At 34.0% G+C, this 25,559-nt stretch carries 21 protein-coding genes; 15 read left to right on the forward strand and 6 right to left on the reverse strand.

Annotated elements, in window-relative coordinates; all coding sequences use genetic code 11:
- Window position 1: 1 nt before the first annotated feature.
- The 5 genes from CELAL_RS08195 to CELAL_RS08215 all read right to left on the reverse strand — a co-directional run bounded on the left by CELAL_RS08195 (window position 2) and on the right by CELAL_RS08215 (window position 7,534).
- The gene (locus CELAL_RS08195) at window positions 2-694 is read right to left on the reverse strand and encodes a hypothetical protein (protein ID WP_013550441.1); all 693 of its coding nucleotides are present in this window, start codon (window positions 692-694) and stop codon (window positions 2-4) included.
- Between the two features lie 156 nt (window positions 695-850).
- A complete protein-coding gene (locus CELAL_RS08200) occupies window positions 851-1,351 on the reverse strand; it encodes a hypothetical protein (protein ID WP_013550442.1) in 501 nt (166 codons plus the stop codon).
- 8 nt (window positions 1,352-1,359) lie between these two features.
- Window positions 1,360-2,844, reverse strand: coding sequence for an AAA family ATPase (locus CELAL_RS08205; RefSeq protein ID WP_207176037.1), 1,485 nt, complete (start codon window positions 2,842-2,844; stop codon window positions 1,360-1,362).
- A gap of 52 nt (window positions 2,845-2,896) precedes the next feature.
- Complete coding sequence (locus CELAL_RS08210; protein WP_013550444.1) at window positions 2,897-6,406, reverse strand: TraB/GumN family protein; 3,510 nt, start codon at window positions 6,404-6,406, stop codon at window positions 2,897-2,899.
- 57 nt (window positions 6,407-6,463) lie between these two features.
- Window positions 6,464-7,534 (reverse strand): mechanosensitive ion channel family protein, encoded by a 1,071-nt coding sequence (locus CELAL_RS08215; protein ID WP_013550445.1) that lies wholly within the window; start codon window positions 7,532-7,534, stop codon window positions 6,464-6,466.
- Window positions 7,535-7,712: 178 nt separating this feature from the next.
- Between CELAL_RS08215 and hemH the strand changes: the two genes are divergently transcribed.
- Together hemH and CELAL_RS08225 are read left to right on the forward strand one after the other, a co-directional pair.
- Window positions 7,713-8,744, forward strand: a complete 1,032-nt coding sequence (gene hemH, locus CELAL_RS08220) for a ferrochelatase (RefSeq protein ID WP_013550446.1) — start codon at window positions 7,713-7,715, stop codon at window positions 8,742-8,744.
- Window positions 8,744-10,120 (forward strand): MATE family efflux transporter, encoded by a 1,377-nt coding sequence (locus CELAL_RS08225; protein WP_013550447.1) that lies wholly within the window; start codon window positions 8,744-8,746, stop codon window positions 10,118-10,120. The genes hemH and CELAL_RS08225 overlap by 1 nt, the downstream gene beginning before the upstream one ends.
- A gap of 3 nt (window positions 10,121-10,123) precedes the next feature.
- Here CELAL_RS08225 and CELAL_RS08230 read toward each other — a convergent pair whose 3' ends face one another.
- Window positions 10,124-10,942 carry an EcsC family protein gene (locus tag CELAL_RS08230; RefSeq protein ID WP_013550448.1) on the reverse strand — a complete coding sequence of 273 codons (819 nt, stop codon included), beginning with the start codon at window positions 10,940-10,942 and terminating at the stop codon, window positions 10,124-10,126.
- 152 nt (window positions 10,943-11,094) lie between these two features.
- Here CELAL_RS08230 and CELAL_RS08235 point away from each other — a divergent pair, with 152 nt between their 5' ends.
- The 13 genes from CELAL_RS08235 (at window position 11,095) to CELAL_RS08295 (ending at window position 25,451) form a co-directional block, all read left to right on the forward strand.
- Entirely contained in the window at window positions 11,095-14,232 is a 3,138-nt protein-coding gene (locus CELAL_RS08235) for a WD40/YVTN/BNR-like repeat-containing protein (RefSeq protein WP_041557634.1), read from the forward strand.
- Window positions 14,232-14,783: a CopD family protein gene (locus CELAL_RS08240; RefSeq protein ID WP_013550450.1), complete on the forward strand. Its 552-nt coding sequence runs from the start codon at window positions 14,232-14,234 to the stop codon at window positions 14,781-14,783. Before CELAL_RS08235 ends, CELAL_RS08240 begins: the two co-directional genes overlap by 1 nt.
- A gap of 106 nt (window positions 14,784-14,889) precedes the next feature.
- Window positions 14,890-16,305, forward strand: coding sequence for a sensor histidine kinase (locus CELAL_RS08245; protein ID WP_013550451.1), 1,416 nt, complete (start codon window positions 14,890-14,892; stop codon window positions 16,303-16,305).
- Window positions 16,306-16,666: 361 nt separating this feature from the next.
- Window positions 16,667-17,383 carry a hypothetical protein gene (locus CELAL_RS21435; RefSeq protein ID WP_013550452.1) on the forward strand — a complete coding sequence of 239 codons (717 nt, stop codon included), beginning with the start codon at window positions 16,667-16,669 and terminating at the stop codon, window positions 17,381-17,383.
- 15 nt (window positions 17,384-17,398) lie between these two features.
- The gene (locus tag CELAL_RS21440) at window positions 17,399-17,677 is read left to right on the forward strand and encodes a hypothetical protein (protein WP_013550453.1); all 279 of its coding nucleotides are present in this window, start codon (window positions 17,399-17,401) and stop codon (window positions 17,675-17,677) included.
- Window positions 17,678-17,732: 55 nt separating this feature from the next.
- A complete protein-coding gene (locus CELAL_RS08255) occupies window positions 17,733-18,113 on the forward strand; it encodes a hypothetical protein (protein ID WP_052303986.1) in 381 nt (126 codons plus the stop codon).
- A gap of 83 nt (window positions 18,114-18,196) precedes the next feature.
- On the forward strand, window positions 18,197-18,886 hold the full coding sequence (locus CELAL_RS21445) for a PAAR domain-containing protein (RefSeq protein WP_013550454.1): 690 nt from the start codon (window positions 18,197-18,199) through the stop codon (window positions 18,884-18,886).
- Window positions 18,887-18,902: 16 nt separating this feature from the next.
- A complete protein-coding gene (locus CELAL_RS08265) occupies window positions 18,903-20,762 on the forward strand; it encodes a toxin VasX (protein WP_148229664.1) in 1,860 nt (619 codons plus the stop codon).
- 18 nt (window positions 20,763-20,780) lie between these two features.
- Window positions 20,781-22,328 (forward strand): hypothetical protein, encoded by a 1,548-nt coding sequence (locus CELAL_RS08270; protein WP_013550456.1) that lies wholly within the window; start codon window positions 20,781-20,783, stop codon window positions 22,326-22,328.
- Entirely contained in the window at window positions 22,322-23,137 is an 816-nt protein-coding gene (locus CELAL_RS22500) for a hypothetical protein (protein ID WP_013550457.1), read from the forward strand. The genes CELAL_RS08270 and CELAL_RS22500 overlap by 7 nt, the downstream gene beginning before the upstream one ends.
- 1,106 nt (window positions 23,138-24,243) lie before the next feature.
- A complete protein-coding gene (locus CELAL_RS08285) occupies window positions 24,244-24,432 on the forward strand; it encodes a hypothetical protein (RefSeq protein WP_013550459.1) in 189 nt (62 codons plus the stop codon).
- Between the two features lie 14 nt (window positions 24,433-24,446).
- Window positions 24,447-24,941: a hypothetical protein gene (locus CELAL_RS08290; RefSeq protein ID WP_013550460.1), complete on the forward strand. Its 495-nt coding sequence runs from the start codon at window positions 24,447-24,449 to the stop codon at window positions 24,939-24,941.
- 318 nt (window positions 24,942-25,259) lie between these two features.
- Window positions 25,260-25,451 carry a hypothetical protein gene (locus tag CELAL_RS08295; protein ID WP_013550461.1) on the forward strand — a complete coding sequence of 64 codons (192 nt, stop codon included), beginning with the start codon at window positions 25,260-25,262 and terminating at the stop codon, window positions 25,449-25,451.
- Window positions 25,452-25,559: the final 108 nt, after the last annotated feature.

The raw sequence follows: 25,559 nt of genomic DNA on the forward strand, positions 1-25,559 counted from the left end.
TTTATAGGTTGATTTTGATTCCGTCGGCTACTGTGGTAATAATCTCTAGAATTTTTGTTTTTGCGATGTCGTTCGCTATTATTTTTTGTTCTATTTCAGCCATTTCAGATGAGGTTCCGTTTTCAAGCGCATTCAACTGATTTTTTTTATCACTAGCCTGTGTTTGTAATTGAAGAATCTGTTTTTCTAATTCAGATACTTCTTCAGACAAGGTTTTTTTCTGGTGTAATAGACTTGATTCAAATTCTTCTTTTTTGGCATTTCCTTTAGAGTGGTAATTTTCGTGTACATCATTAATTTCTTTGATGTAAAAATTTGCACCGTCTAAAAGGGAGTCTTTGGTTACTTTCGTATCAACACTTTGTGCCATCGTAAATGCCATTTTGTAGACATTGGGATCGTTAGACCCTACAGCTTTAATCGCTTTAAAAAACTCATAAAAATCATACCCAGGTAAATTCAAGGATTCAAATCCGGATTCATACATCTCTATAACACTGTTAAGTACAGAATTATCTACCGAAGAAGTATTAACTTGCTGTTGTGAAGTAGCTCTTTTGGTTTCAGGAAACTTTGTGCTAGCAGCTATTGGCTCCTCCGGGAAGTCTATTTTTTCTTCTGGTTTAGATGCTGTAGACTTTTGTTCTCCGTCATTTACGAAAAGAGATTTCCAATTAAATTTTTCTTTTGCCATGGCAAGTGTGGTTGTCTTTACTATTAAAATATTTTTCTATTTGCGTTAACAGGCTATAAAATTAGGTAATTTTACCAATTATAGCATATTTACTACTTTTAAAATGCTAATTTATTCTTTATTTATTGGTATCGTATCATTCATTTTTGTTACAAGTTATTTGATAAATTTATTCCAAGCAACTCTTAATACTACCATTATAACTGCAAAGACTAATAAAAGTTGTGTAAATCCTCCTAAGAATATTACACCAAAATAGGATCTTTGAAGTACAAACAAAAGAATAAATGATATTCCAATTATAACTATTAAACTAGATAATCTGGTAAAGCCCGGTAATTTAGCCATTTTAATTTTCCTATTTAAGACTATAAGAATTAAAATCATAGCCACAATGGGTAAAAAATAGGTCACTAAACCTAATTGAAGGATGCTTGAGCCTAAAAATAGGATATTGTATAATAATAAGAATAGTGCTAGAACTCCAGGAATGCATACCGCATATACCAAAAAAGACATCACGTATTTTACCGTACTAATGTTTTTTGCATTTACAATGAAGGTAGAAAGTAGTGCCAATACTAGTGCTATGCCAAAATAGTACAGTACGCCAGATTGGTTGCTGTTAAACCATGAAATAATATCTTGTATGCTCATAGGTTTTTTTAAGAATTTTCAGCGGTATCAAAAACGCTAATCTCTTTTACTGCGACAGCTATTTCAGGAATATCTTCTTCAGTAATGGTAATTAATATTTCTTCGCTAATAGGGGTTATATTGACAATTCTATTCGCTTGTCTTTGTATTATTTTTTCAAAAAGGTTTCTCATCGTTCTAGCGTTACCAAAACTTTTGTGCCTTTTATCATAAAGACTTAGGATGATTTCAGAAAGTTTATCTTCTGCATCTACCGTAAGATTAAAATCAGATTTTTTTGTAATCAGTTTAAAAATTTCTAATAGCGCATCGGGTTTGTAATGATCAAAATTTAAATAGCGATTAAAACGAGATTGTAATCCAGGGTTAGATTGGATAAAAATTTCCATTTCATCAGGATAACCTGCTACCACTACGACAAGACTATCTCGTAAATCTTCCATTCGTTTTAAAAGCACTTCAATAGCTTCAGATCCAAAATCATTAAAACCACCGGAAGTAAGCGAGTATGCTTCGTCAATAAAAAGTACACCATCACTGGCGGCACTAATAATTTCATCGGCTTTAAGTGCTGTCTGCCCTACATAGCCCGCGACCATTCCAGATCTATCTGTTTCTACTAAATGACCTCTTTTTAAATACCCTAAATGTTTAAAAATTCTACCAAGCATTCTAGCTACGGTAGTTTTACCCGTTCCAGGAGGTCCCATAAAAACAAAATGAAGAGATGTTTTATTAGCTTTTAAACCGTTCTCTTCTCGTATTTTCTGGACCTTTAAAAAATTAATAAGATCATTTACATTTTTTTTTATTTCCTCTAGTCCTACAAGTTCATTTAGCTCCTCTAATACCTTTTCTATAGTATCATCTTCCGGAACTTCAATGTAGTTAGAGTTTTCTGTACTCCTTTTTGGGTTGTTTATTTTTTTAGAGATAGATTTCAATAGTTCTTCTTCTGTTTCTGCAACCAAACCATCTGCTTGTGCCATTAATAACGCAATCCTATTTAAAAAGGAAGCAATAGCATCTAACTCGTTACTCTTTATTTTATCTAGAATTAGGGTAGCGCAGTATTCAGATTTTAATTCTTCTTTAGGTTGATAAAAAGAAGTGTCCTGGATAAGCTGAACATTGGCATCAAAATGTTTAGCTAAAGGTAATTTAGCTAATTTTTGAACATCAAAAGATTGTGCAAGATCTTTACCTTGGAGCTTTTCATAAAGGAAAATTAGGATAAATTTTATCTTGTTTGGTATTCTTGATTTTGCATTGTACGTTAAAGCAAAAGTATTATATAAGCTAACTACGTCTCGCAATAATAGATGTTCGGCTTTGTACTGTGTTCCTGAAAAACTCTCATCGGTAATTGTCTTTAAAGCGTTTTTATATTTGTGATCTGAATTTAAAGAAAGACAGATACTCCAGGCTTTATTCCCTTCTTTTCTTAAAACATCAATAAATTCAGGCGTTATAGTGTCGTGTTCTTGGTTCATTTTGTTGGTTATAAGCAATATATTGCTTTTAGAATTTTAAAGATAAGTATTTTTAATAATCATAGTACCCAAAGTTATTTCCTTGGTCTGGTCTGTACGCTTCAGCTCTTGGTCGTTCTCTTAATAAAAATTCCTCAATGACTAGAGCTGCCATTTCTTCATCAGTATCGGTGTCTTCAATACGGTACCCGCTATTATTATAAAAGGGCTTACCTTTTAATGTGTCAGTATCTTCGTATACCGATAAGTACATTTTAAAATTTTTATCATAGTCTTCACCGTCTCTGTGTTTAAAAACGTATCCAATGTATTTCTTGTTGCGGTAGATTATTTCTTTTTGTGAAATAAACACTATGGAATCTTTTTCTTCTAAAGTGTTTTTTCGTTCAAATAATTGTGATTCAGCTAGTTGTTTTTGTGTCTTGTATGTTTTTGGGAATAGGGATAATTTTCCTGCTTCTTTTAGTTTTAAAAATAAGAGATTTCTACTATTAATAGCTGCTGCCAATTTATTTAATTCTTCTGTTTTTATAGCATTGGGTGTAGACGCTAATAGTGCAGCTTTCGTAGTTTGTATGTCTGGATCTTCTAATAAATTTAATTTTTCAAAGAACAATTGCACTTCTTTTTCTTTTGCAAAAGGCTGTAGAAGCTGCACATAATCTTCTAGCACAGAATTTTGTTTGCCTAAATAGAAGTTATCGTAATGCTGACTGGTATTTTTGTTTTTACTTTTCCCTAAGGCTCGCTTTAATTGAATTTTGGCATCATTCAGCATTTGCTTGCGGTATTTTTTATAACTACTTGGTTTAACTAAGCCCTCTGCTTTTAGTTTTGCAAGAAGCGAAAATATAGATGATTTGTATTCTTCAATAGCGCTATAGTCTAGAATTTCAGGATATAATTTCTTGGCAAGCGGTAGGCTATCCATATAAGGTTTAAATATTTGAAAAATCTCATAGGAACTAGACGCTAGGGGAAGGTCTACTGACATTAAATTTAAAAGTTGCTTAGCAGATTCTGAAGTGCTTTTTTTAGCAATTGCCTGTAATACTTTCGTTTGTGAAGACGAATTGTTATAAGATTTTTGGTAGAAGTCATTGTAAAAATCTATAGCATCAGAATCATCAATAGCGGCCAATCGCTCAATTAAATAACTTTGTATATTTTTCTGACTTTCCTTAAAGTCAAATTCAGTGATGATATTCTTTAGTGAATCAATATGCTTTTTCTCAAATTGAATAAACTGGTATCCGTTTAATATGATGCTATCATTACTTCTTAGAGCTTTAAAAAACTGATTGGTTTTATCTGCTAAAATATCTTTACTAATAATCGTGTCTAAGGGTTGAAAATTATCAAAAAACTCTTGAACAAATTTGCTGGGTTTACTAACGGTATCAATCACCGCCTGTAATTCATACAAAGCGCCACCTTTGAGAATATTCTTAATTAAGATTCCTCGTGTGCTGGCTGTATCTGTTAGCGTTAATTGTAGTTCGCTATATCCTTTTGGGTTTTGTGAAATCTTTTCATGAGTTATGTTAAACCGCTTATAGGAATATAATTTCTTCCGTAAGGACCAAACCGAATCAATTGAGGTAAACATTAAGAAATCATGAGATTTATTTAATTGTACTGTTATGGCTTCATTATTCTTGTTTTGATAAACGGTTCTCTTACTATAAGCGTCATATGGTTTAATATCTTTTTTAGTATATCCATTACTATTCACTACAAATTTTGGCGGTTTCACGGGTGCTATTGTGGTAAAAAATAAAGCGGTGTCCTTTACCATGGAATACGTCTCATGATATTTTGGAGCTTTTAATGTAAATGAATTGAAATACGCCTTAGCTTCTTCAGTATCTGTAGTTGAAATGCCTAATAAATAATAATCTTCGCCCTTAATCTTCGTCATTAAATGGAGTTTTTTTCCACTTAAACTATCAGTTACTGCTGAGGACTTTAAACTATTGTGATTAAATTCCTTATAGACTCCCTTAAGTTCTAAATCTTGATAAAATCGATGTTGGATTTGCTTTAACTCAAACGTATCTTCTTCAATATAATTAAAATCATGAAGTGTAGCTTTCTTTAAAAACCGATAGGTATTATTTTTGCTATCAACACCTTGAATAAACCTATTTCCAGATCTGCTGGTATTGGTAAATGCATAATTAGAAGGCATTTCTACTTCAAAATCATCATAAATAGAATGTACCATTTTCAAAGTATTGTTCATCTCTTTAAATCGGATGCTATTAAAAATAGTATCAGAGTACTGAGTTACAAAAGTACCGTGCCCGCCCATTTTAAAGATGATAATTTCTAAAGGGGTTACAAAAATTTGATACCGTTGGTGCTCCCCATTTTTTAAAAGGTTTTTGACATCAATTCCCTCAAATCCATTTCTTACAATCTTATTTTTCGCTACAATTTTACCAGGTATGTTCTCAAATAATAATTTATCTATGTCTTCTATAGTGTATACTGCATCTTTTTTAAGAAAAGAATAGGTCGGAATTCTATTTACAGTAAAGAAACTACCATTTGCTAAATCAGGAGAAATATAAAATGTATTAGAGAACTCGGCTATTGGGTATAATTTATTGGGTAATGAGATAGAGAATAGGGAGTCATCTACCGTTTGGTAGCTATATTTATTTTCTTTAATTTTCTCTTCAAATACTTCTTTGAGCGTAGTGCCTTTTTCAGTAGTTTTAGAAGTAAGTGCTTTTACCGTGTATCCTTTTTTTCGAAGTAAGGCTATAACGCCACGTTCCCCTGGTAAATGTGCAGCACCTATTCCGGCAAATACTTTAGAACGTTTTATAGTAGAGTCTAATTTTATGGCCATGTTGTTATTCCTTGTATAGAGCATATTTTGTAAATAATATGGCGTATACATGCCCTTGTCAATAGAATCTAGAAGATTAATGTTTCGTTCTCGATACGCATCTTGTAACAACTGTAAAGGCTCTTGTTGTTGCATCTTTTTTTGCAGCCATTCTGCAGGCTTTTCTTTTAAGCTGTTAAAACTTGCACGGCCCACTAGGGCTGTAGATTCTTCAGTGTCCTCTAGCGCAATGACAGGTTTGCTAAATTTTTTTCCAGCTTGATAAATAAACATATCTAGATACGTATCTTCTTCAAAGTTTTGTGAACTTTCATCCGATCGGTATAAAATGCTATTAATCATTTGATCTTCAAAGCCTAAATAAGCAGAGAGTTCTTCTTTTTTTGGATTTTCAATTTTAAACGTATTGGTATAAAACCCCTTAGTCATAAAACTTTCTCCAAAAGTAAATCCCATACTGTCTTCATTATCTAGCCAAGTATTAGGATCAGACTCTAGCGCGATTACTTCGCTATTATTTAAAGCTTCATAAAAGACATCATCTAAGCGAAAAGCAATTTTTTTGCTCACGTGCATGGTGCCATAGAGGTAAGAGCTTTGTTTTAATCCATTTCCAGATATTTCCCAAAGAAGACTATTTTTTTCTTGAGCGTTACTCACAAAATAGGATAAAACAAAAAAGAAGCTTAATAATAATCGCATTGGCAATCTTGGTTTAATAATGGTTTGCGGGTGTTATAGTTACTATGTATAACGATACTATTTTGATTGTATTTTTAAATTGTCTAAATTTTTCACCAATACTCTAGTATGTGGTAAACTCTCTGGATAGTTTTTCTGTAAAAAGGAGATTAATTTTTCACGTACTAAAACACGTAAATCCCAAGCGGTAGGAGAATCTTTTGCACTCATAAGCGCTCTAATTTCTACACTGTTTTCTTTGGAGTCTGTTACTTGTAAGACATTCACTTCGCCATCCCACAATTCTGTACTGTTTAGTACTCTAGTTAATTCTGTTCTAATTTCATCAAAGGGTACGGTATAATCGGTATATAAAAATACAGTTCCTAAAATGTCTGATGAAGTTTTGGTCCAGTTTTCAAAAGGTTTTTCAATGAAGTAGGTCGTGGGAACAATCAGACGTCTTTTGTCCCAAATATTCACGACCACATAGGTGAGTGTAATTTCTTCTATTCGCCCCCATTCTCCTTCAACAATAACCACATCATCAATTTTAATGGGTTGGGCAATGGCAATTTGAATTCCAGCTAAAATACTACCCAGCATTTTTTGGGCAGAAAAACCAAGTATAATTCCTGCGACCCCGGCAGATGCAAAAATACTTACACCAATTTCACGAATACTATCAAAACTCATCAAGGCAATACCAATAGCAAAAATGATGAGTATAAAGATTACAATACGCTCTAAAATATTAAACTGGGTATATATTTTTCGAGCTCTTAAATTGTTGGAGGCATTAACGTCGTAATTTTCTATCACCTTTTGCTTAATAATTCTAATAATTGCAATTAGTAACCAGGTAATAGCGCAAATGATTAAAAGTGTACTAATTTTTTGAAGCGCATAGGTAACTTCACTAATTCCTAAATTATCATGGATGACTCTAATTCTAATTAGAATAGCGATAAAAAGGATAAATATGGGCTTTGTTAGTCTAGAAATGCTTTTTTTATCTATTAAATATTTAGGATTTTTTCCAAAATGCCGTAAAATTTTTACAGTAATGTATTGTAAAATAGCTAGGGCTAAAAGTGCGGCAACAATATAGACCAAGACATTTGGTTTTTGTAATAGATTTTTAAACATATTTTTTTAGGTTTAAATTACTGTAGTTGCAACATAAGAAAACAATACTTTTTCTATGTTAAATCGCTGTGAAAATTGAATTTAACTATAATATCATAAATAAACTAATTGGTGGTTTTAAAGGATTTAAAATTAGCATGTAGTATTTTTGTAGTCTGAAAAAGAAAATTTAAAGATTATGAAAGGAGTATTAATGGTTAATTTGGGTTCGCCAGAAAGTCCTACGGCTAAAGATGTTAAGCCGTATTTAGACGAATTTTTGATGGATGAAAGAGTAATTGACGTTCCAAATATTCTTAGAAATATCATTGTAAGAGGTATTATTCTTCAAACAAGACCTAAGAAATCTGCTGAAGCCTATGCTAAAATATGGTGGGATGAAGGTTCCCCATTGGTCGTTATTTCTGAAAGATTTGCTAAAAAAGTGAGCACCCAAATTCAGATGCCCGTGGCCTTAGGAATGCGTTATGGTAAAATGAGCATTAAAAAGGCAATGCAAGAGTTGAAAGACAAGGGTGTCGATGATGTTATTTTAGTGCCTCTTTATCCGCATTATGCCATGTCTTCCTTTGAAACTGTTGTGGTAAAAACCATGGAAGTAAAAGATGAGTTTTTTCCAGAGATGAAAATTACCACCTTGCCTGCTTTTTATAAAAATGAAGACTATATAAAAGTCCTTTCCGAAAGCATTGCAAAACATTTAGAAGGCTTTGAGTATGATCATATCTTGTTTTCATATCATGGAATTCCTGAACGCCACATCCGTAAATCAGACCCAACAAAATTTCATTGTAAAATAGACGGAAGCTGTTGTCAGACAAATTCTGTAGCACATAACACGTGTTACCGTCATCAATGTTATGACACTACGGAGCGTGTAAAGAAATATTTAGGTTTACCAGAAGATAAAGTAAGTGTGTCTTTTCAGTCAAGACTACCAAATGATCCCTGGTTGAAACCGTATACTGATTTTGAATTTGAGCGTTTCCCGAAAGAAGGAAAGAAACGTTTGGCTGTGATTACACCTGCGTTTGTTTCAGATTGCTTAGAAACGCTTGAGGAAATCGCTATGGAAGGTAAAGAGCAATTCCAAGAAGCAGGAGGCGACACCTATAAGCATATTCCTTGTTTAAATGATGATGATTCATGGGTTTCTGTGATGGCAGAATGGTTAAATAACTGGGAAAAAACTGAAAAACTGCCTGTATAATGGCAAAAGTCTCCGCTGATCAACTCGGATCTGAATCTATAGGTAAATTACTTGTAAAACAGGCTGTACCTGCATCCATTGGTATCTTAGTGATGTCTCTTAATGTGTTGGTAGATTCCATCTTTGTTGGAAATTGGATTGGTTCTATTGCTATTGCGGCAATAAATGTAGTATTACCTGTTTCTTTTTTTATTGCAGCATTGGGGATGTCCGTCGGGATTGGCGGGTCTAGTATTATCTCCCGTGCCCTAGGGGCAAATAACAGAGAAAAAGCATTAAAAACATTCGGGAATCAAATAGCGCTGACCCTTTTAATAACCATCATTATGGTTATTTTAGGGTTAACGTATGTTGATTCTATTATCCCTGCATTTGGGGGAAAGGGTAGAATATTTGATCCCGCAAAAGTCTACTATACTATTGTTTTATACGGAGTGCCTTTTCTAGCCCTTTGTATGATGGGCAATACGGTGATTAGAGCAGAAGGGAAACCTAAATTTGCGATGATTGCGATGATTATTCCTTCCATTGGAAATCTGGTGATGGATTATATCTTCATCTATATTTTTGATTGGGGAATGGCTGGAGCCGCATGGGCAACTACTATTGGGTATGTGTTATGTTTTTCCTATGTGCTCTATTTCTTCATCTCGAAAAACTCAGAACTTAAAATTGGGTGGCATCACTTAAAATTTCATCTTCCTATTTTAAAGGAAATAGGTTCCTTAGGGTTTGTAACCTTGGCAAGGCAGGCAACGACGAGTATTGTTTATTTATTGATGAACAATATACTGTTTGGTTTAGGAGGTGAAGCAATGGTCGCCGTTTACGCTATTGTAGGCAGGATGTTGATGTTTGCACTTTTTCCTGTATTTGGAGTAACACAAGGTTTTTTGCCTATTGCCGGTTTTAATTATGGAGCAGGAAAATACCAAAGGGTACGAGAAAGTATTTCTACAGCAATAAAATATGCAGCAATCATGGCAAGCGTTGTTTTTGTTGGATTAATGATTTTTCCTGCCGAAATAGCATCTTTGTTTTTAAGTTCTAAAGAAGGAATTTCTGCAAGTGAATTAGCTGTAAATGCTTATGTTTTAGAACATACACCCACAGCTATGCGCTTGGTATTTGCTGCAACGCCAATTATCGCCTTACAATTAATTGGTGCTGCGTATTTCCAAGCGATAGGGAAAGCTATTCCTGCACTTCTATTAACCCTCACAAGACAAGGATTCTTTTTTATACCGTTAATTATAATTTTACCAAATTATTTGGGAGAGCTAGGGGTGTGGTTAGCATTTCCTATTGCAGATGTACTCGCAACGATGATCACTGGGTATTATTTAAGAAAAGAGATGAAAAAAGAATTAAGCTAAACATTAGTTTAAAATAATACCTTCATAAGATTGCTTTATAAACGCTTCGCCATACGTGCGTTCTAACCTCCTGATTGCAAAATGTGCGTGCGCCATGCGTTGAAAATGGTGAATAAATGCCAAGTTTATAGCACCTCCACCGGCGGCACCCAAAATAGGAATGGCTTGCGCTACAAATTTTTCAGAAACTTGTATGCTGAATCTAGAGGCAATAGCGCCTAAAATTTGCAATAATGGATTAGAACTTCCCTTTAACATTCCGCCTACTAATTTACTCGCACCACTTGTTGCTCCTTTAACAGTAGTGTTTAGTGTAATTCGAGTCGCATAGTACAAAGTTTCTAGATGGTCATCGTGTTTGCTTTTTCCTCCTAGGGCAAAAACCTGTAAGCAGGCTAATTGTGTATCTAATTCCGTTAGGTCTTCCCCTTCACTACGGGCAATATCCATAATAGAACGCATCATAAATTTCGTGGCAACGGCCAAATCTGCAGAAAAAGCAATTACTCCAAAAGTACCCCCTAAAATACCCGAAGAAGTAACGAGTGCTTTATACGCATTGTTTAAAGGTGCTGTTACTGGCTTATTTGTTTTCATCGATAGCAAATTTGTTTTTACTACTTTTTGTAACGCATTGTAACTAGCTTCTTGCAACCATTTTTGTTGCTTTTGAGGAAGCAATTCCACTTTATTCTGAATAATATTTCCAACACTATTTAAACCTTTCATGGCCCAGCCAATTTCTTCCATCTGCTGTTTTGCATGGGTTAGAATTTTTAAATCGCTTTCCGTGAGTTTAGTATTTGAGATGAGTCTTGACATATGTTCAGAAATTTAATACTGTAGGCTATAAGTAGTGAAAAGTACACAATTGTTACTTCTTTTTAGAAACTTCATACCGATAAAGGAAATTATATTTTCAGTTACGTCCAAAACTCCTTAATTTAGAAACGACTAATTTCAATGAACATACAATGAAAACCAACTACCTCAAAAGTGGCATGATCATGCTATTACTTTGTGTTTTGCCGCTAACGGCTTTGGCACAAAAAAAGAAAAAATCAAAACAAATCACTACTCAAATTCCAGAGACGCTATATTCTAGTTTGGAATATAGGTTGTTAGGACCGTTTCGTGGGGGTCGTTCTGCTGCCGTAACCGGGGTTCCAGGGCAGCCAAATTTATTTTATTTTGGAGCAACCGGCGGTGGTGTATGGAAAACTACAACAGGTGGTAGGGAATGGGAGAATATTTCTGATGGTTTTTTTGGAGGTAGCATTGGGGCTATTGAGGTTTCTAAAAGCGACCCGAATGTGATTTATGTAGGGGGTGGTGAAAAAACACTTCGTGGTAATGTGTCTTCTGGATACGGCGTTTGGAAAACCGAAAATGCAGGAAAAACATGGACATCTGTGGGACTCGAGAAAAGTAGGCATGTGCCTAGACTCCGAGTGCATCCAACCAATTCTGATATTGTTTACGCAGCGGTTTTAGGTAATATTTATAAACCAACACAAGAACGTGGTATTTACAAAAGTATAGACGGTGGTAAAAATTGGAAAAAAACACTTTTTGTAAATGACCAAGCAGGAGCTGTAGATTTGGTGTTTGACCCTAATAATCCTAGGATTTTGTATGCTTCTACGTGGCGTGCAGAACGTACACCTTATAGTTTAAGTAGTGGTGGTGATGGCTCTGCTCTGTGGAAAAGTACAGATAGTGGGGAAACTTGGGCAGAGATTTCTAAAAATGAAGGCTTCCCAAAAGATACTTTAGGGATTATTGGGGTAACTGTTTCTCCGAAAAATTCTGATCGCGTATGGGCTATTGTAGAGAATAAAGAAAAAGGAGGCTTGTACCGCAGTGATGATGGAGGTAAAAAATGGACGCAAGTTAATGATGAGCGCAAATTACGCCAACGTGCTTGGTATTATACACGTCTGTATGCAGATACAGAAGATGAAGATGTAGTGTATGTGTTAAATGTAAATTACCATAAGTCTAGTGATGGTGGAAAATCGTTTTCTACGTTTAATGCGCCACATGGAGATCATCATGATCTTTGGATAGCTCCAGAAAATTCTAAACGAATGATTATTGGTGATGATGGTGGTGCGCAAATTTCTTATGATGGTGGCGAAACGTGGAGTACCTATTACAACCAGCCTACCGCACAATTTTATAGAGTGACTACAGACAACGCTTTTCCCTATCGGATTTATGCAGCGCAGCAAGATAATTCTACGCTTCGGATTAACCACAGGAGTGACGGGCGTAGTATAGATGATAATGATTGGGAAGAAACGGCAGGGGGAGAGTCTGCTTGGATTGCCGTGGACCCTAAAAATGATGATATTGTTTATGGTGGTAGTTATGATGGTTTTTTAACGCGCGTAAATCATAAAACAAAAACAGTAAGAGGTATAAATGTATGGCCAGACAACCCTATGGGTGCTGGTGCGGAGGCTATGAAGTATCGTTTTCAATGGAATTTCCCGATCATCTTCAGCAAGCATAATCCTAAAAAATTATATACTTTTTCTAACCATGTACATGTTTCAGAAAATGAGGGACAAAGCTGGACCCTTTTGAGTGATGATTTAACTAGAAATGATCCTACTAAACTAGGCTCTAGCGGTGGGCCCATAACACAAGATAATACGAGTGTAGAATATTACTGTACCATTTTTGCGGCTAATGAAAGTCCGCTTAAAGAAGGTTTGCTTTGGGTAGGTAGTGATGATGGTTTGGTGCATGTCACTAAAGATGGTGGTACTTCTTGGACTAATGTTACTCCTACAAATATGCCAGAATGGGCGATGATCAATAGTATTGAGCCTTCGGCCTTTGATGCTGGTACCTGTTATGTTGCCGCAACGCGGTATAAATTGGGCGACTTTGAACCTTACCTATATAAAACTACAGATTACGGAAAAACTTGGAGTACAATTACAAACGGAATTGCTAAAGAGCATTTCACCAGAGTAGTGCGCGAAGATCCTAAAAGAAAAGGACTGCTTTATGCGGGTACGGAAACAGGAATGTATATTTCTTTTGATGATGGTGCCAACTGGAATCCGTTTCAAATGAACCTTCCTATTGTGCCTATTACAGATCTAGCGATTAAGGATGATAATTTAATAGTAGCTACACAAGGAAGAAGCTTATGGATTATTGATGACTTAACGGTACTGCATCAACTTAATACTTCTGATAAAGATAAAGCGACTATTTTATTTCAACCTAAAGACGCTTATAGGACAAAAGGGGGTGCAAGTAAAAAGGCATCTAAAACAGCTGGTCAGAATCACCCTAATGGGGTAATTACACATTTCTATTTAAATAGTTTAAATGAAAAAGACAGTATCGCCCTAACGTATTTAAGCATGAAAGGAGATACCCTAGCATCTTTTTCAAATTCAACAAAAGATAAAGACAAGAAATTAGACCTTAAAAAAGGAGGGAATACCCACGTGTGGGATACACGCGGAAAAGGAGCTAAAGAATTAGATGGGATGATTTTATGGTGGGCTAATTTAGACGGAGCAAAAGCAGTTCCTGGAGCGTACCAAGTAAGCTTGTCTGTTAATGGAAAAAGTAGCACAGAAGCATTTAAAATTTTACCGGATCCTAGAGCAGAAGCTTCTGTAGCAGCTATGCAAAAGCAGTTTGATTTTATCACGGATATTAATACCACCATTGAGCGTGCGCATACCTCTATTGAAAAAATTAGAACAATTACCAAGCAGCTAGATGCTTTTTCAAAGCAATATGAAGGCAAGGAGCAAACAAAGGCTTTATTGGAGAAAGCCAAAGCAATGAAAGAGAAATTTGGCGAAGTAGAAAAGGCCTTGTATCAAACGCAAAACAGAAGCGGACAAGACCCGTTGAACTTTCCTATTAAGCTCACCAATAAATTAGGGCATTTAAATAGCTTGGTGGCTATTGATGATTTTCCGCCTACGGCACAAGATATTGTAGTTAAAAATGAATTGACTGCCGAAATAAAAGCACAATTAAGTACTTTTGATGCGCTGATAGGTAAGGAGATGAAACAGTTTAATGAAGAATTCAATCAGCTAAAACTTAACTATTTATTTGTAGAGGAATAATGACAGAACTATACGGTTATATAAAAGCATTGCATTTAATTTTTGTAATCACATGGTTTGCGGGGCTTTTTTATGTTCCTAGGCTATTTATAAACCATATAGAAGCTTCCTTAAGACCTTCTCCAGAAAAAGAAATATTAACAAAAGAGTTTAAATTAATGACCAAAAGGCTATGGTATATCATTACCTGGCCTTCGGCCATTTTAGCCGTGCTATTTGCAATTTGGTTGTTAGTACTCTTTCCGGGTTGGTTGCAACAACCGTGGATGCATGTAAAATTGACGTTTGTAGTACTGCTTATTTTATATCACCTTAAAAACCATCAAATATTTAAGCAATTACAGCGAGACGAAATTAAGTACACAGCTAACTTTATGCGTATTTGGAATGAGGGTGCTACCATTATTTTATTTGCTATTGTTTTTTTAGTGGTGTTAAAAAGTACCATTAGTTGGGTTTACGGCGTTGTAGGGATACTTACTTTAGGTATTTTACTAATGTTAGGCATAAAATTATACAAACGCATCCGTGATAAAAACCCCGATGCATAGCAGTAAGTGTGTTTCAGCATCTTTTGGTGTGATTCTTGTTACCTTTAAAATCAAATAACAAAGAGTGTTCAATAAAGTTTCCCTCAGGTCCCGTATATTTATTTCAATGATTGTTCTGGTGCTTTTAGCATCGGTATTAATTGCTGGGGTTACTATTTATCAATATGGAGAGCAGTCTAAAGATTACCATGAGGATCGTTTAGACCGTAAAGAGGAGCAGATAAAGGAAAACATACGCTACACATTACAACGAACCACGTACGTAGCGACAACTGAGAATTTAGATCTTATTTTTAAAGATGAAATTTATCAAATAGCCGATGTGCTAAATGTAAATTTTAATATATATGATTTAGAAGGTGGACTCATAAAAAGTTCTAGGCCAAAATCTAAATTTCAGAATGATTCTATTTCGATGTGTTTGACGCCAGAGGTTTTAAACAATCTAAAAAATAGTGCCGATTCTAGATATTTAGAAGAGAAATCTGCAGCAGGAGATAAATATCAAGCCTCTTATACTTACATTACGGATGGTAAATTTAAACCTATCGGAATTCTAAATTTGCCCTATTTTGAAGATAATTCTTTTAATGATCATGAGTTAAAAGAGTTTTTACTGCGCTTAGGGGGTGTATATCTTTTTATGCTACTTATTGCTATCCTCTTATCTTATATTATTTCCAAATATATTACCAGATCACTGCAGACCGTTTCTGATAAAATGAATACCACTTTTTTAACCAAACGGAATGAGAAAATTATCGTGGGCAATCCTTCTGAAGAAGTAGGGAAGTTAATTAATGCCTATAATGCGATGATAGATGAATTGGAAATTAGTGCTGTAAAATTGGCAAAAAGTGAGCGGGAGCAAGCATGGCGAGAAATGGCAAAGCAGGTAGCCCATGAAATTAAGAATCCGCTTACGCCAATGCGATTGACCGTACAGAGTTTTGAGCGAAAGTTTGATCCCGCAGATCCTGAGGTTAGAAATAAATTAAATGAATATTCAAAAACCTTAATTCAGCAAATAGATACCATGAGTAATATTGCGGGTGCATTTTCTAATTTTGCCGAAATGCCTGCGCAGCAGAATGAAACCCTTAATGTGGTAAAAATTGTGAAGTTAGGCTTAGATATATTTAATGAAAGCTACATTCATTTTATTGCAGATGAAGAAGAGATTATCGCTAAACTAGATCGTACACAATTAATTAGAGTGCTTACTAATTTGGTTAAAAATGCGATCCAAGCTATTCCAGATGTAGCAGCTCCAAGAATATTAGTTACTGTGTCTTCAGAAGGTAATTTTGTAAAAATTTCGGTTGCAGATAATGGTATTGGGATAGCAGATGAGTTTAAAGAAAAAATCTTTGAACCAAAATTTACGACTAAATCTAGCGGAATGGGGCTTGGTTTAGGCATGGTGAAAACAATTGTAGAAACCTATAACGGTACTATAGATTTAACCTCGCAACCGGGAAAAGGAACCGTGTTTACAGTAAGGTTCCCTAGGATAGTGTAATATATTCCTAGTTTATATGAAACTTCTTAACTTTTTTATCCATGACAACATACATTTTCAATTATTACAATTCCCCCTTTGAAGGGGGTGCCCAAAGGGTGGGGGACGTTAAAGTGGAACATCACTAATAAGTCCAAAACTTATAGTTGAGGTTAACAGCGGTAAAACACTCTAGCCTATAAGCTGTCTCCTGAAGGGGACAAGTATCTGTAGAAAGACTAAAATAGAGGGAAAGGAATTGTATTTTGTAGGCGATTATTGATGCAGAAAACAGCATGAGAACTTTTTTAGTATGAAAATGTACCTATAGTTAATTTTGATAATTTAGTACTATGGAGTAAAATATGTCAATAGATACAGTATGAAAATAAAAAAAAGATATGGTAAATATGGTGGCTATTTACCTCATTGTGTGGACAGGGATATTATTAGACGTATTAAAAAAGAAGAGGCAAATAATCCTGAATATTATATTCGAGTAGATGATAAGTTTTTCATATTAAATGAGGCACTCATAACTGATAGCTATAAACATATAGGATTTTTCATATATGGAATCTCATTACTTTATATAATAGGAAGATTCAGCATTAATAAAGAGATAAGTTTTGGATTTTCATTCTTACTTATTTTAGCCGGTAGTTTATCAATTCTTTATTATTACAAGCACCCAAAAAAAGAATTAATTTTAGATAGAATGAATGGAATGATCACGTTCCCAAATTATTTTTATTTCAAACCTTTCACTATGCCTTTTGAAGATTGCTTAGTGGCATGGTCAGTTAAAAATTCGGGTGCATCGCCTACGGCTCCAAGATTATCTTTATTGCATCCTAATGGCTTTACAAGTACAGATGTTATGGGTGCAGATATACTAGAAGATTGGTGTTTTATGAATTGGTATATGGATAAAAATAGGCCCTTACCACCTGGCACTGCTTTTGATGAATACAGGTTGCAAGATTTTGAACGTAGAAAGGCAGAAGGTTTTCCTAAACCACTATTTCCAGGTTCTTTTCACACCCCAGAGCGCACACCATCGCAACATAGACAACGTAAAGAAATTGGTGGGTGGTAGATTTTAACTCTAAAAATGTCAAAAATTAAAAAAAGATACGGTAAATACGGTGGCTATTTACCTCATTGTGTGGACAGGGATATTACTCGACGCATAAAAAAAGAAGAGGCCAATAATCCTGAATATTACATTCGAGTAGATGATCAGTTTTTCATATTAAATGAGGCACTCATAACTGATAGCTATAAACATATAGGATTTTTCATATATGGATTATTGTTATTTATTACTATTTTAAGGCTAGCTGCTGGTAAAGAAATAAATTTTTTTATATCTTTTATTTTTAATAGGTAGTTTATCAATTTTTTATTATCATAATCACCCAAAAAAAGAATTAATTTTAGATAGAATGAACGGGATGATTACGTTCCCAAATTATTTTTATTTTAAACCTTTCACCATGCCTTTTGAAGATTGCTTAGTAGCATGGTCAGTTAAAAATTCAGGGGCATCCCCTACGGCTCCAAGATTATCTTTATTACATCCTAATGGCTTTACAAGTACAGATGTTATGGGAGCAGATATTTTAGAAGATTGGTGTTTTATGAATTGGTATATGGATAAAAACAGACCCTTACCCCCAGGCACTGCTTTTGATGAATACCGCGAGCAAGATTTTGAACGTAGAAAGGCAGAAGGTTTTCCTAAACCACTATTTCCAGGTACTTTTCACACCCCAGAACGCACACCTTCTCAACATAGACAACGTAAAGAAATTGGTGGGTGGTAATTAGTTAGTTTAAAAATAGAAAATAGTAGTATCTTCAATTACTATAGTACTAAAATAGACAAACAAACAATTATCTATATACATTGGCAAAAGATTTAACAAGAGCGATAACACATGAAAATTATGGAAAGGCAGAAAGTGGCTTACAAAAATATTATCATAAGGTAGAAAAGATAATTTACCATACCCCCAGAGAATTCACCAAAGAATCTATTGAAAAAGGTGGAGTTTTTAATTTCGCTTCTGATGATTTTATGACTCAACCTGATACCTCTAATGGTGTGCCAGTGGCTTGCATAGGAGATATGACTGCACATGGCGGAGCCATTACTGTGGGAGAGCCTAATGTAATTATTGGTAGCGCAACTCCTACTCCATCTATTACTATGGCCGTTAATAAAATACCTTTCCCAGAGATAGCATCAAACGCGAGTAATAAAGAGGCTAGGGCAAATCAGCAATTATTGCGAGAAGCAGCGGAAGATATAGAGGGGGAACCACGTATTTATAATTTACAGTGGATAAAAGGAGATAAATTTATACGCGAGTCTAGGTTATTAAAAGAAGTAACTTTAAGAGCCTATGTGGAAAATATATCCGAAGGTGAAATTATAACCCTTAAAGTAAATAAAATTGTTGATTCAACCGATGAAAATCAAGAATTGAATGACGATTCTGAAGAGCTCATTGAAATAAAGGGCACTGTAAAAGATAAAATGGTGGAAGTTACTTGGACTGTTGAATTGCCAGATAGTAAATCAGAAAAGTCATAAAATTATAATGTTAAAGATGGCAAACGATACTCAAGATAAGAAGCAAGGAGAAAGTGATATATTGGCTAAACTTTTTTTTACTGCAGAAGGTGGTGGTGCTAAAAAAGCTAAAAGCGGGGAAAAATCAGTAATAGCACCAGAGGTGAGACTTTATTTTTTTCGATATGGATTATTTCCATATGAAACTGGATCTTTTGATACAGTACGAGTGACCGGTTCAATATATAATGAGGTTACTGAACTTCCTAAGTTAAAAGATTCCAAAAAAGAAACTGATAAAAATAAGAAAAAAGAAGAAGCTCCAACAATTCTGAATGACGTAGAAATATTAAAACTAAAAGAAGTACCAAAATTAGAAAACTTCTACATAGCACGTACCGCTCTCAACCCGGGGTATATATACATCATGAATGATGATGATGCTGATAATTATTTTGAACTTCAGATAAACGAAATTGGTCAAATACAACATATTAATTGGCAATATTCAAAAAATAAAAATTCTAATGGAGAAGTTTTAGACATAAGAATACCAGACGGAGATAAAAATGACTTTAAAATTATATATCCTAATAAAGATGGTAGCGCTAAAAAAATAAGAATAGCATACTCCCCAGTGCAATGGAGCAGAGCGTACCATAATGAGTTAAATACTAACAAAGATAAGCGTGAAAAACGTATGAAGCTTATTGATTGTAGTGGAATCAAAAAAGGGCAAGAATCTAGTGATCCAAAAGTGTGCTATTACAAAGATGTGAATGCTGTTTATCCAATAAGTCATTCATGCGCAACTGCTTTAAAAAAAGCTTTAGATCAAATACATATAGATGAGGAAGAACAAGATGAAAAGGAAATAGAAAATCCTGATGAAAAAAATCTATTTTATGAAGACATGTTTGTTACACTTCATGATCCAATGGGTGCTGCTCACGATATCAATAATCAAGTTTCGGAAAAGATATTATTACATAAAGCATTAATTGAAGCTATACATTCCGGAGAAAGTCATCAAGGGGCGTTCCAGAGATTGGCTAGAGGAGATTTTAACGCCCCTGCACCTAAACCAGAATACCAAGCAATGTTTTCTTTAGCGTTGACTTCTTACCATTACGTGTATAATTCTAACGAAAGTACTAGAAGTTATAACGGAAATGAAGAAGGCTCTATAAATGATCTTCGTTCTGTACATTATGAAGATGACGAGATGATTACCAAAACACTAACTTCTGGAGGTTATGATGGCCTTATGGCTGTATCTTACACAGACCCTACATATCAGGTGCCAAATTCACAATTTTGGGGAACTGGGCGTGGAACAAATCCTGATAAAATCATTGGTATACTAGGAAAAAAAGTTAGAGAAACTTCCAGAGAAATAGCAATGTCTTACAGAAACGATCTAGGAAATTTACTTTCTAGTGATTACATGAAAGAGAAAGGTTATCTAGATGATTTTCTGGGAAATATAGATGATAGAGTTTTAGATGGCAGGTGTGATCATTTAGATCTAATGAGTAATCTAATTTTAAATCCTATTGAGTTTGAAAAAACCCTAATATTAAAAAGACATCATAAAGGTCCTGATAAATGGACAAAATGGGCTTATAGAGTTAGTGATCCTGATAATATTGAAGAATACAAAAATGGCAGTATTACCTCACAGGTTAGTGGATATGAAAACCTAGATCCTTTTTTTGCAGTTATTGCTGTTACCATAAATGTGAGTAAAGTAGTGGATAAATCATCATCTACAGGGCTCAAGTTATTTAAAGCTTTTAGAAGTATACTAAAACAACTAGCAGGCCAAAATATCATAGTAAAAGAGGCTCACGCTAAAACCATTCAAGTATCAGAAAAACAGCGTTTTATATATTAACGTCTAAACAAATCAGCCATGTATGGCGGAAAACCTATTTTTGACCTTGTTGATAATGATATTATACTTAAAATTGATGGTGCTACTGCTGTAGAATTAGATATAAAAGAAAGTGATCTACATGCTACTTGGAGCAAACAACATCCAAATAACCCAAAATATAAACACTTAAGTTCAAGTGAAAAATTTAATCGTATCCTACAATCAGAGGTAGTTATTATTGAGAGTAGAAGAGGGCACCATGAATTAGAGATAGGTGTAAGAGGTGTAAAGGAAGAAAAGGTTGCTGAAGTAACAAGAGCTAAACATGAAAAAGCAGCTAAACTTTTTAATAGTAGAGGTTTTAAAGGTTTTTTTGTTTTTTTAGAATTTGTTAATTTTAATAATGCAGTTGCTACAGCAATAGATAAAGGAGATGTTAAAAGTATAACAAATGCAGCTGGATCAGCTTTTAAGATAAGCGAAGCCTTAATGGAGCTGCAAATTGCTGTAATCAAACACAGTAATGAAGGTAAACATATAGATATAATGACAAGAAACACCAAAATAGTAGGGGCTATCGGTGCTGTTTTTACAGCAGGTATGTGTATTTGGGAAGCAAATGAATTGTTCGGAAAACGAGACCCTGACTCCGCTTGGGCAATGGTAGGGGCTAGTGTCGCATTTACAGTTTCGGCAGGAGTTTCTATTACAGGAGCTGTAGCTGCGGCTTCCGGTTTATTAGCGGCAAGTACTGTCAGTTCAGCAGTTGCTTTGTTAGCATGGTTTGGACCATTAGGTTGGATTTCAGCTTTAGTTGGAGTTGGTTTTTTGGTGCTGTCGCAAATCTTAACAGATTCTCGACTCCAAACGTATTTTAAGTTCTATTTGTTCAGCGATTATAGAGTAGAAGGCTATATGATTGGTACTACTGAAAGCCCTATGGATTATAACCGTCGATTATATCAAAGTAAATCAAAGCTTGTAGATTCTGATGATGAAAACTCGGAATACTATAGTAATCCTCAAATTGCAATGGCATTGTTTTTAGACCTCATTGTTTGTAATCGGATGCATTTGAAAATAGATGGTTATGATCCTAGAGTGCTCTATACATCTAAAAAAGAAGGATTTTCTCAATTAGAATATAGAGCAAAAAAAATAATAGCAACTTTTAGTTATATCAAATTTTTCAACAAAAAAGAGCAGGTAAAATGTAAAATATTCTTTTTTCCTAATGGTTTAAATAGTAATGGTAGTAATGGAGAAGAGCTCGATGAAATTACTCCACATATAAAGGTTATAATAGACCCTGAAAAACATGATGCTATACAAGTTACTATAAATCTCTCAACTATTACGAATAGAATCGGTCGAGCATCTAAAATACTATTTACAACCCGATTAAATATTAATGAAAAAACAGGCAATAGCTTTCCGCAAAGCATTGAAGAGGGTAAAGAACGTTGGTTAGGTGCATTGTTGACTGTTTATGAGCAAAGCACCTACAAAGTACCCTTTGAGGATGATGTAATAGAATTTAAAGCAGGTACTCTCAACGAATTAAAAAAGGAAAATACATGGTAAAAGATTTTACAAGAGCTATTACACATGAAAATTATGGAAAGGCAGAAAGTGGCTTGCAAAAATATTATCATAAGGTAGAAAAGATAATTTACCATACACCAATGAAACTAACCAAAGAAGAAGTGGAAAAAGGTGGAATCTTTACTTTTTCATCGGATGAGTTTATGACTAAACCTGATACCTCTAATGGATTGCCTTTTATTTTAGGGGGAGGGTCTCTTTCCTATTTATTAGCATTGTTTTTTTTACTAAAAGAAGAGTTGGGTACTCCTGGAACTGTATGCGTTTGTATTGCTGTTACAGCATTGATTTTTTCTATTATTTACTATTTTACAAAGCCTCCAAAAGAGAATATTTTAAACCGCAGAGATGGTTTAATTACCATAGAAGGGGCATTGTACCAACCCAATATTACCATGCGGTTTAAGGATGTTATTTGTTGTTATAGTACTGGTGGTGAAAATGGTTTAGGAGCTTTTCGATTAGAAGTCATACGCCCCAATAATTATACTTTTGCAATGCTTAATGCGGGAGATAAAGATTGTTATCGAGATATTGCTTTTTTTACTTGGTATATGGACAAAAATAGACCCTTACCACCTGGCAGTGCTTTTGATCCTTTTAGACAAAAAGACTTTGAACGTAGAAAAGAAGAAGGTTTTCCAAGACCACTCTATATGAGCAATGTACCAACACCCGAAGCCATTCCAGAACAACAAAAAGAAAGAGAAAGATTCTGGAAAGAAGAATTTGTAGTGAAAGATGGCGTATTGATGAGGCATTTTACCTCTAGCGGTACTGACAAATAAAATAACGCAAGAAAATGTATATGCAATAATCCTACAAAAAAGGTAATTAACATCTCTGACATAAAGAATTTTATCCCCGCTAGTTCAACCGTCTCTCTTGTGCCTTTAGAGCTTTCATTATCATATGTTTAATCACTCATTTCTTTTACACTTTTGTATCTTACTCTCGCGGTTACAAGCGTCACGATCGCTCTAGCATAATGCTTTTTAATCAAGGAGTTTGGATAGGATATTTTAGATCCAGAAATTAGACAAAACAATTATTTGCAATTAATTAATAGAAAATATAACGCGTTACTATTATCTTAGGTACATAATACGGATATTCAATAGGTTTATACATTTATTACCATTAATTTTTAAAAAACCTTCTAATCAATAACTTAACGCAAGAAATTTAACAGATAATATGTCAAAAAAAACAAAAAATAATATTACAGATATTCTAATTTCTATACTTATAATAATGATATCTTCATTAATTATAATGAAATCAGTTGAAGCCTTTAACAAAAGGGATCCTGGGCCTGGCTTTTTATTAATGCTTGCAAGTATATTTTTAAATATCGCTTTTTCTTTCTGCTTTATAAATAAGAAAAGTATAAAATATTTTATCGTAGCAACTTTTTGTTTTTATAATTTTTATTTCTTTTGGGCTATTAGAAAAGAAATTTCATTTAACACCGGTTCCATATTATTAATACTAATATTCGAATTTTCTCTAATTTTAATCTATGGAATATACTATCTGATTCGTAAAAAAAAGCTAATGGCTAATTCGTCAAATGAATAGAAAAAATTATCTGTTATAAACAAAAAAATCGCCCGCTGGTGCGAGCGTCTTAGTAGGAGTATATTTTGTGTCTTTTACTAAAGTATGTTGGATAGCTGTATTTACAAGTAATAGCTAGGACGGCAATCGTTGCAAACGCTAGCTATCAGGGCGATATTGCAGTTTTTGAGGCTTTTCAGGGAATCAAAAAATTGCATGAATATGGTCACATACAAATGTTTAACGGTAGTAAATGGTTGTCAGATTTTGTGCAAAATGGTTTTTGGGCAGGAAGTGACTATGAAAAAGCGAAAACAAATCATAAATTTTATAGATGGGAATAATAAAAATATTAAGATCTACAATAATTTTTATTTTTACATTTTCAATTATTTCATGTAAGCAAAATGTTGAAAAAGACAAAGTTATTCAAACTTTAAATGTTATAAAGCAAGTTGAAAAGAAACAAGAGATAGTTAAAGTAGAAAATCAAGTTTCTCAAAAAAAGCTATTGATTTCTTAAAGAAGTTCTATGTCTTGTACTTAACAGATATAAATGAAGATACAAATAGATGTAAACTAGGGTATTACCTTACTGAAGATTTAATTGAATCTATAGATAAATCAGATGGTTATCCAATAATTGATTCTCAAGATTATGAAAAGATTGACTTAAATACTTTAAAGGTTTCGAAAACCAATATTGAAAATGTTTTTAAAGTTAGTTTTATTAATTATAAAGAAAGGGTTCTAAATGTGAAATTAGTACCTGTAGGTAATTCTTTTAAGATTGTAAGTATTACAATTTTTCGTAAAAATATAAATTTTACTTATCCATCAACAGTCACAAAACCGGGAACTATAGATGCGTATGATTTTGATTTGTTAAGTTATGTTACGGATTCTGCAGGTGATAGAACGCAAGTAAGCTTTTTTTTGGAAGATTTTTCTAACGGGTTTGTATTTACAAAAGGTTCTTATGACGAGAATTTTGAATACCGATGTATTAAGAAAAAACAGGAAAAGACTTAAAGTTATATTATCAAGAGGACTCTGATTATGATAAATATACTGGAGATACAAGTATACCATTAATTACTATTTACAAAAAAGGAGAAGATTTTTATGCTGTTAGTTCTCTTATAGAAAACGGAAAAGAAGTTAAGCTAAAAGAAGTTGAAAGTAGATATTAACCCCCCTCGCGCGACATATCCGCAACCCTGGCGCACTTCTGTGAAGTGTGTCTAATTTTCTTTAGTATTTGCCATGCAATTTATAATCTTTAAACAATGTCTCAGAGGTATAAAGTCATAGATAGTACCGTTCCAACATTTGCGACAATAATACTAATTGATTTGGGTAGATTTATTTATTAGACCAACCTATTTTAAAATATTAGATGATTCTCTAAATTATATACATTATAATCCTATGGCTTCAGAATTAGTTTATTATGAAAGAGATTGGAAAAACAGTAGCTATGCAATTTATGAAGAAGACAATCCAGAAACACCTTCGGTTAAAGTACATCCTCTATGCTAATTTGAAATAGAAAAACAATTAGTCACGCTTTACAAAAGCGCGCCAGCTTCTGCGATTATAGGTGTGGCACGAGTAGTGCAAGAGGCGGAAACAACAATCGTTATATGG

This window comes from Cellulophaga algicola DSM 14237 (genome assembly GCF_000186265.1).
Classification (GTDB): domain Bacteria; phylum Bacteroidota; class Bacteroidia; order Flavobacteriales; family Flavobacteriaceae; genus Cellulophaga; species Cellulophaga algicola.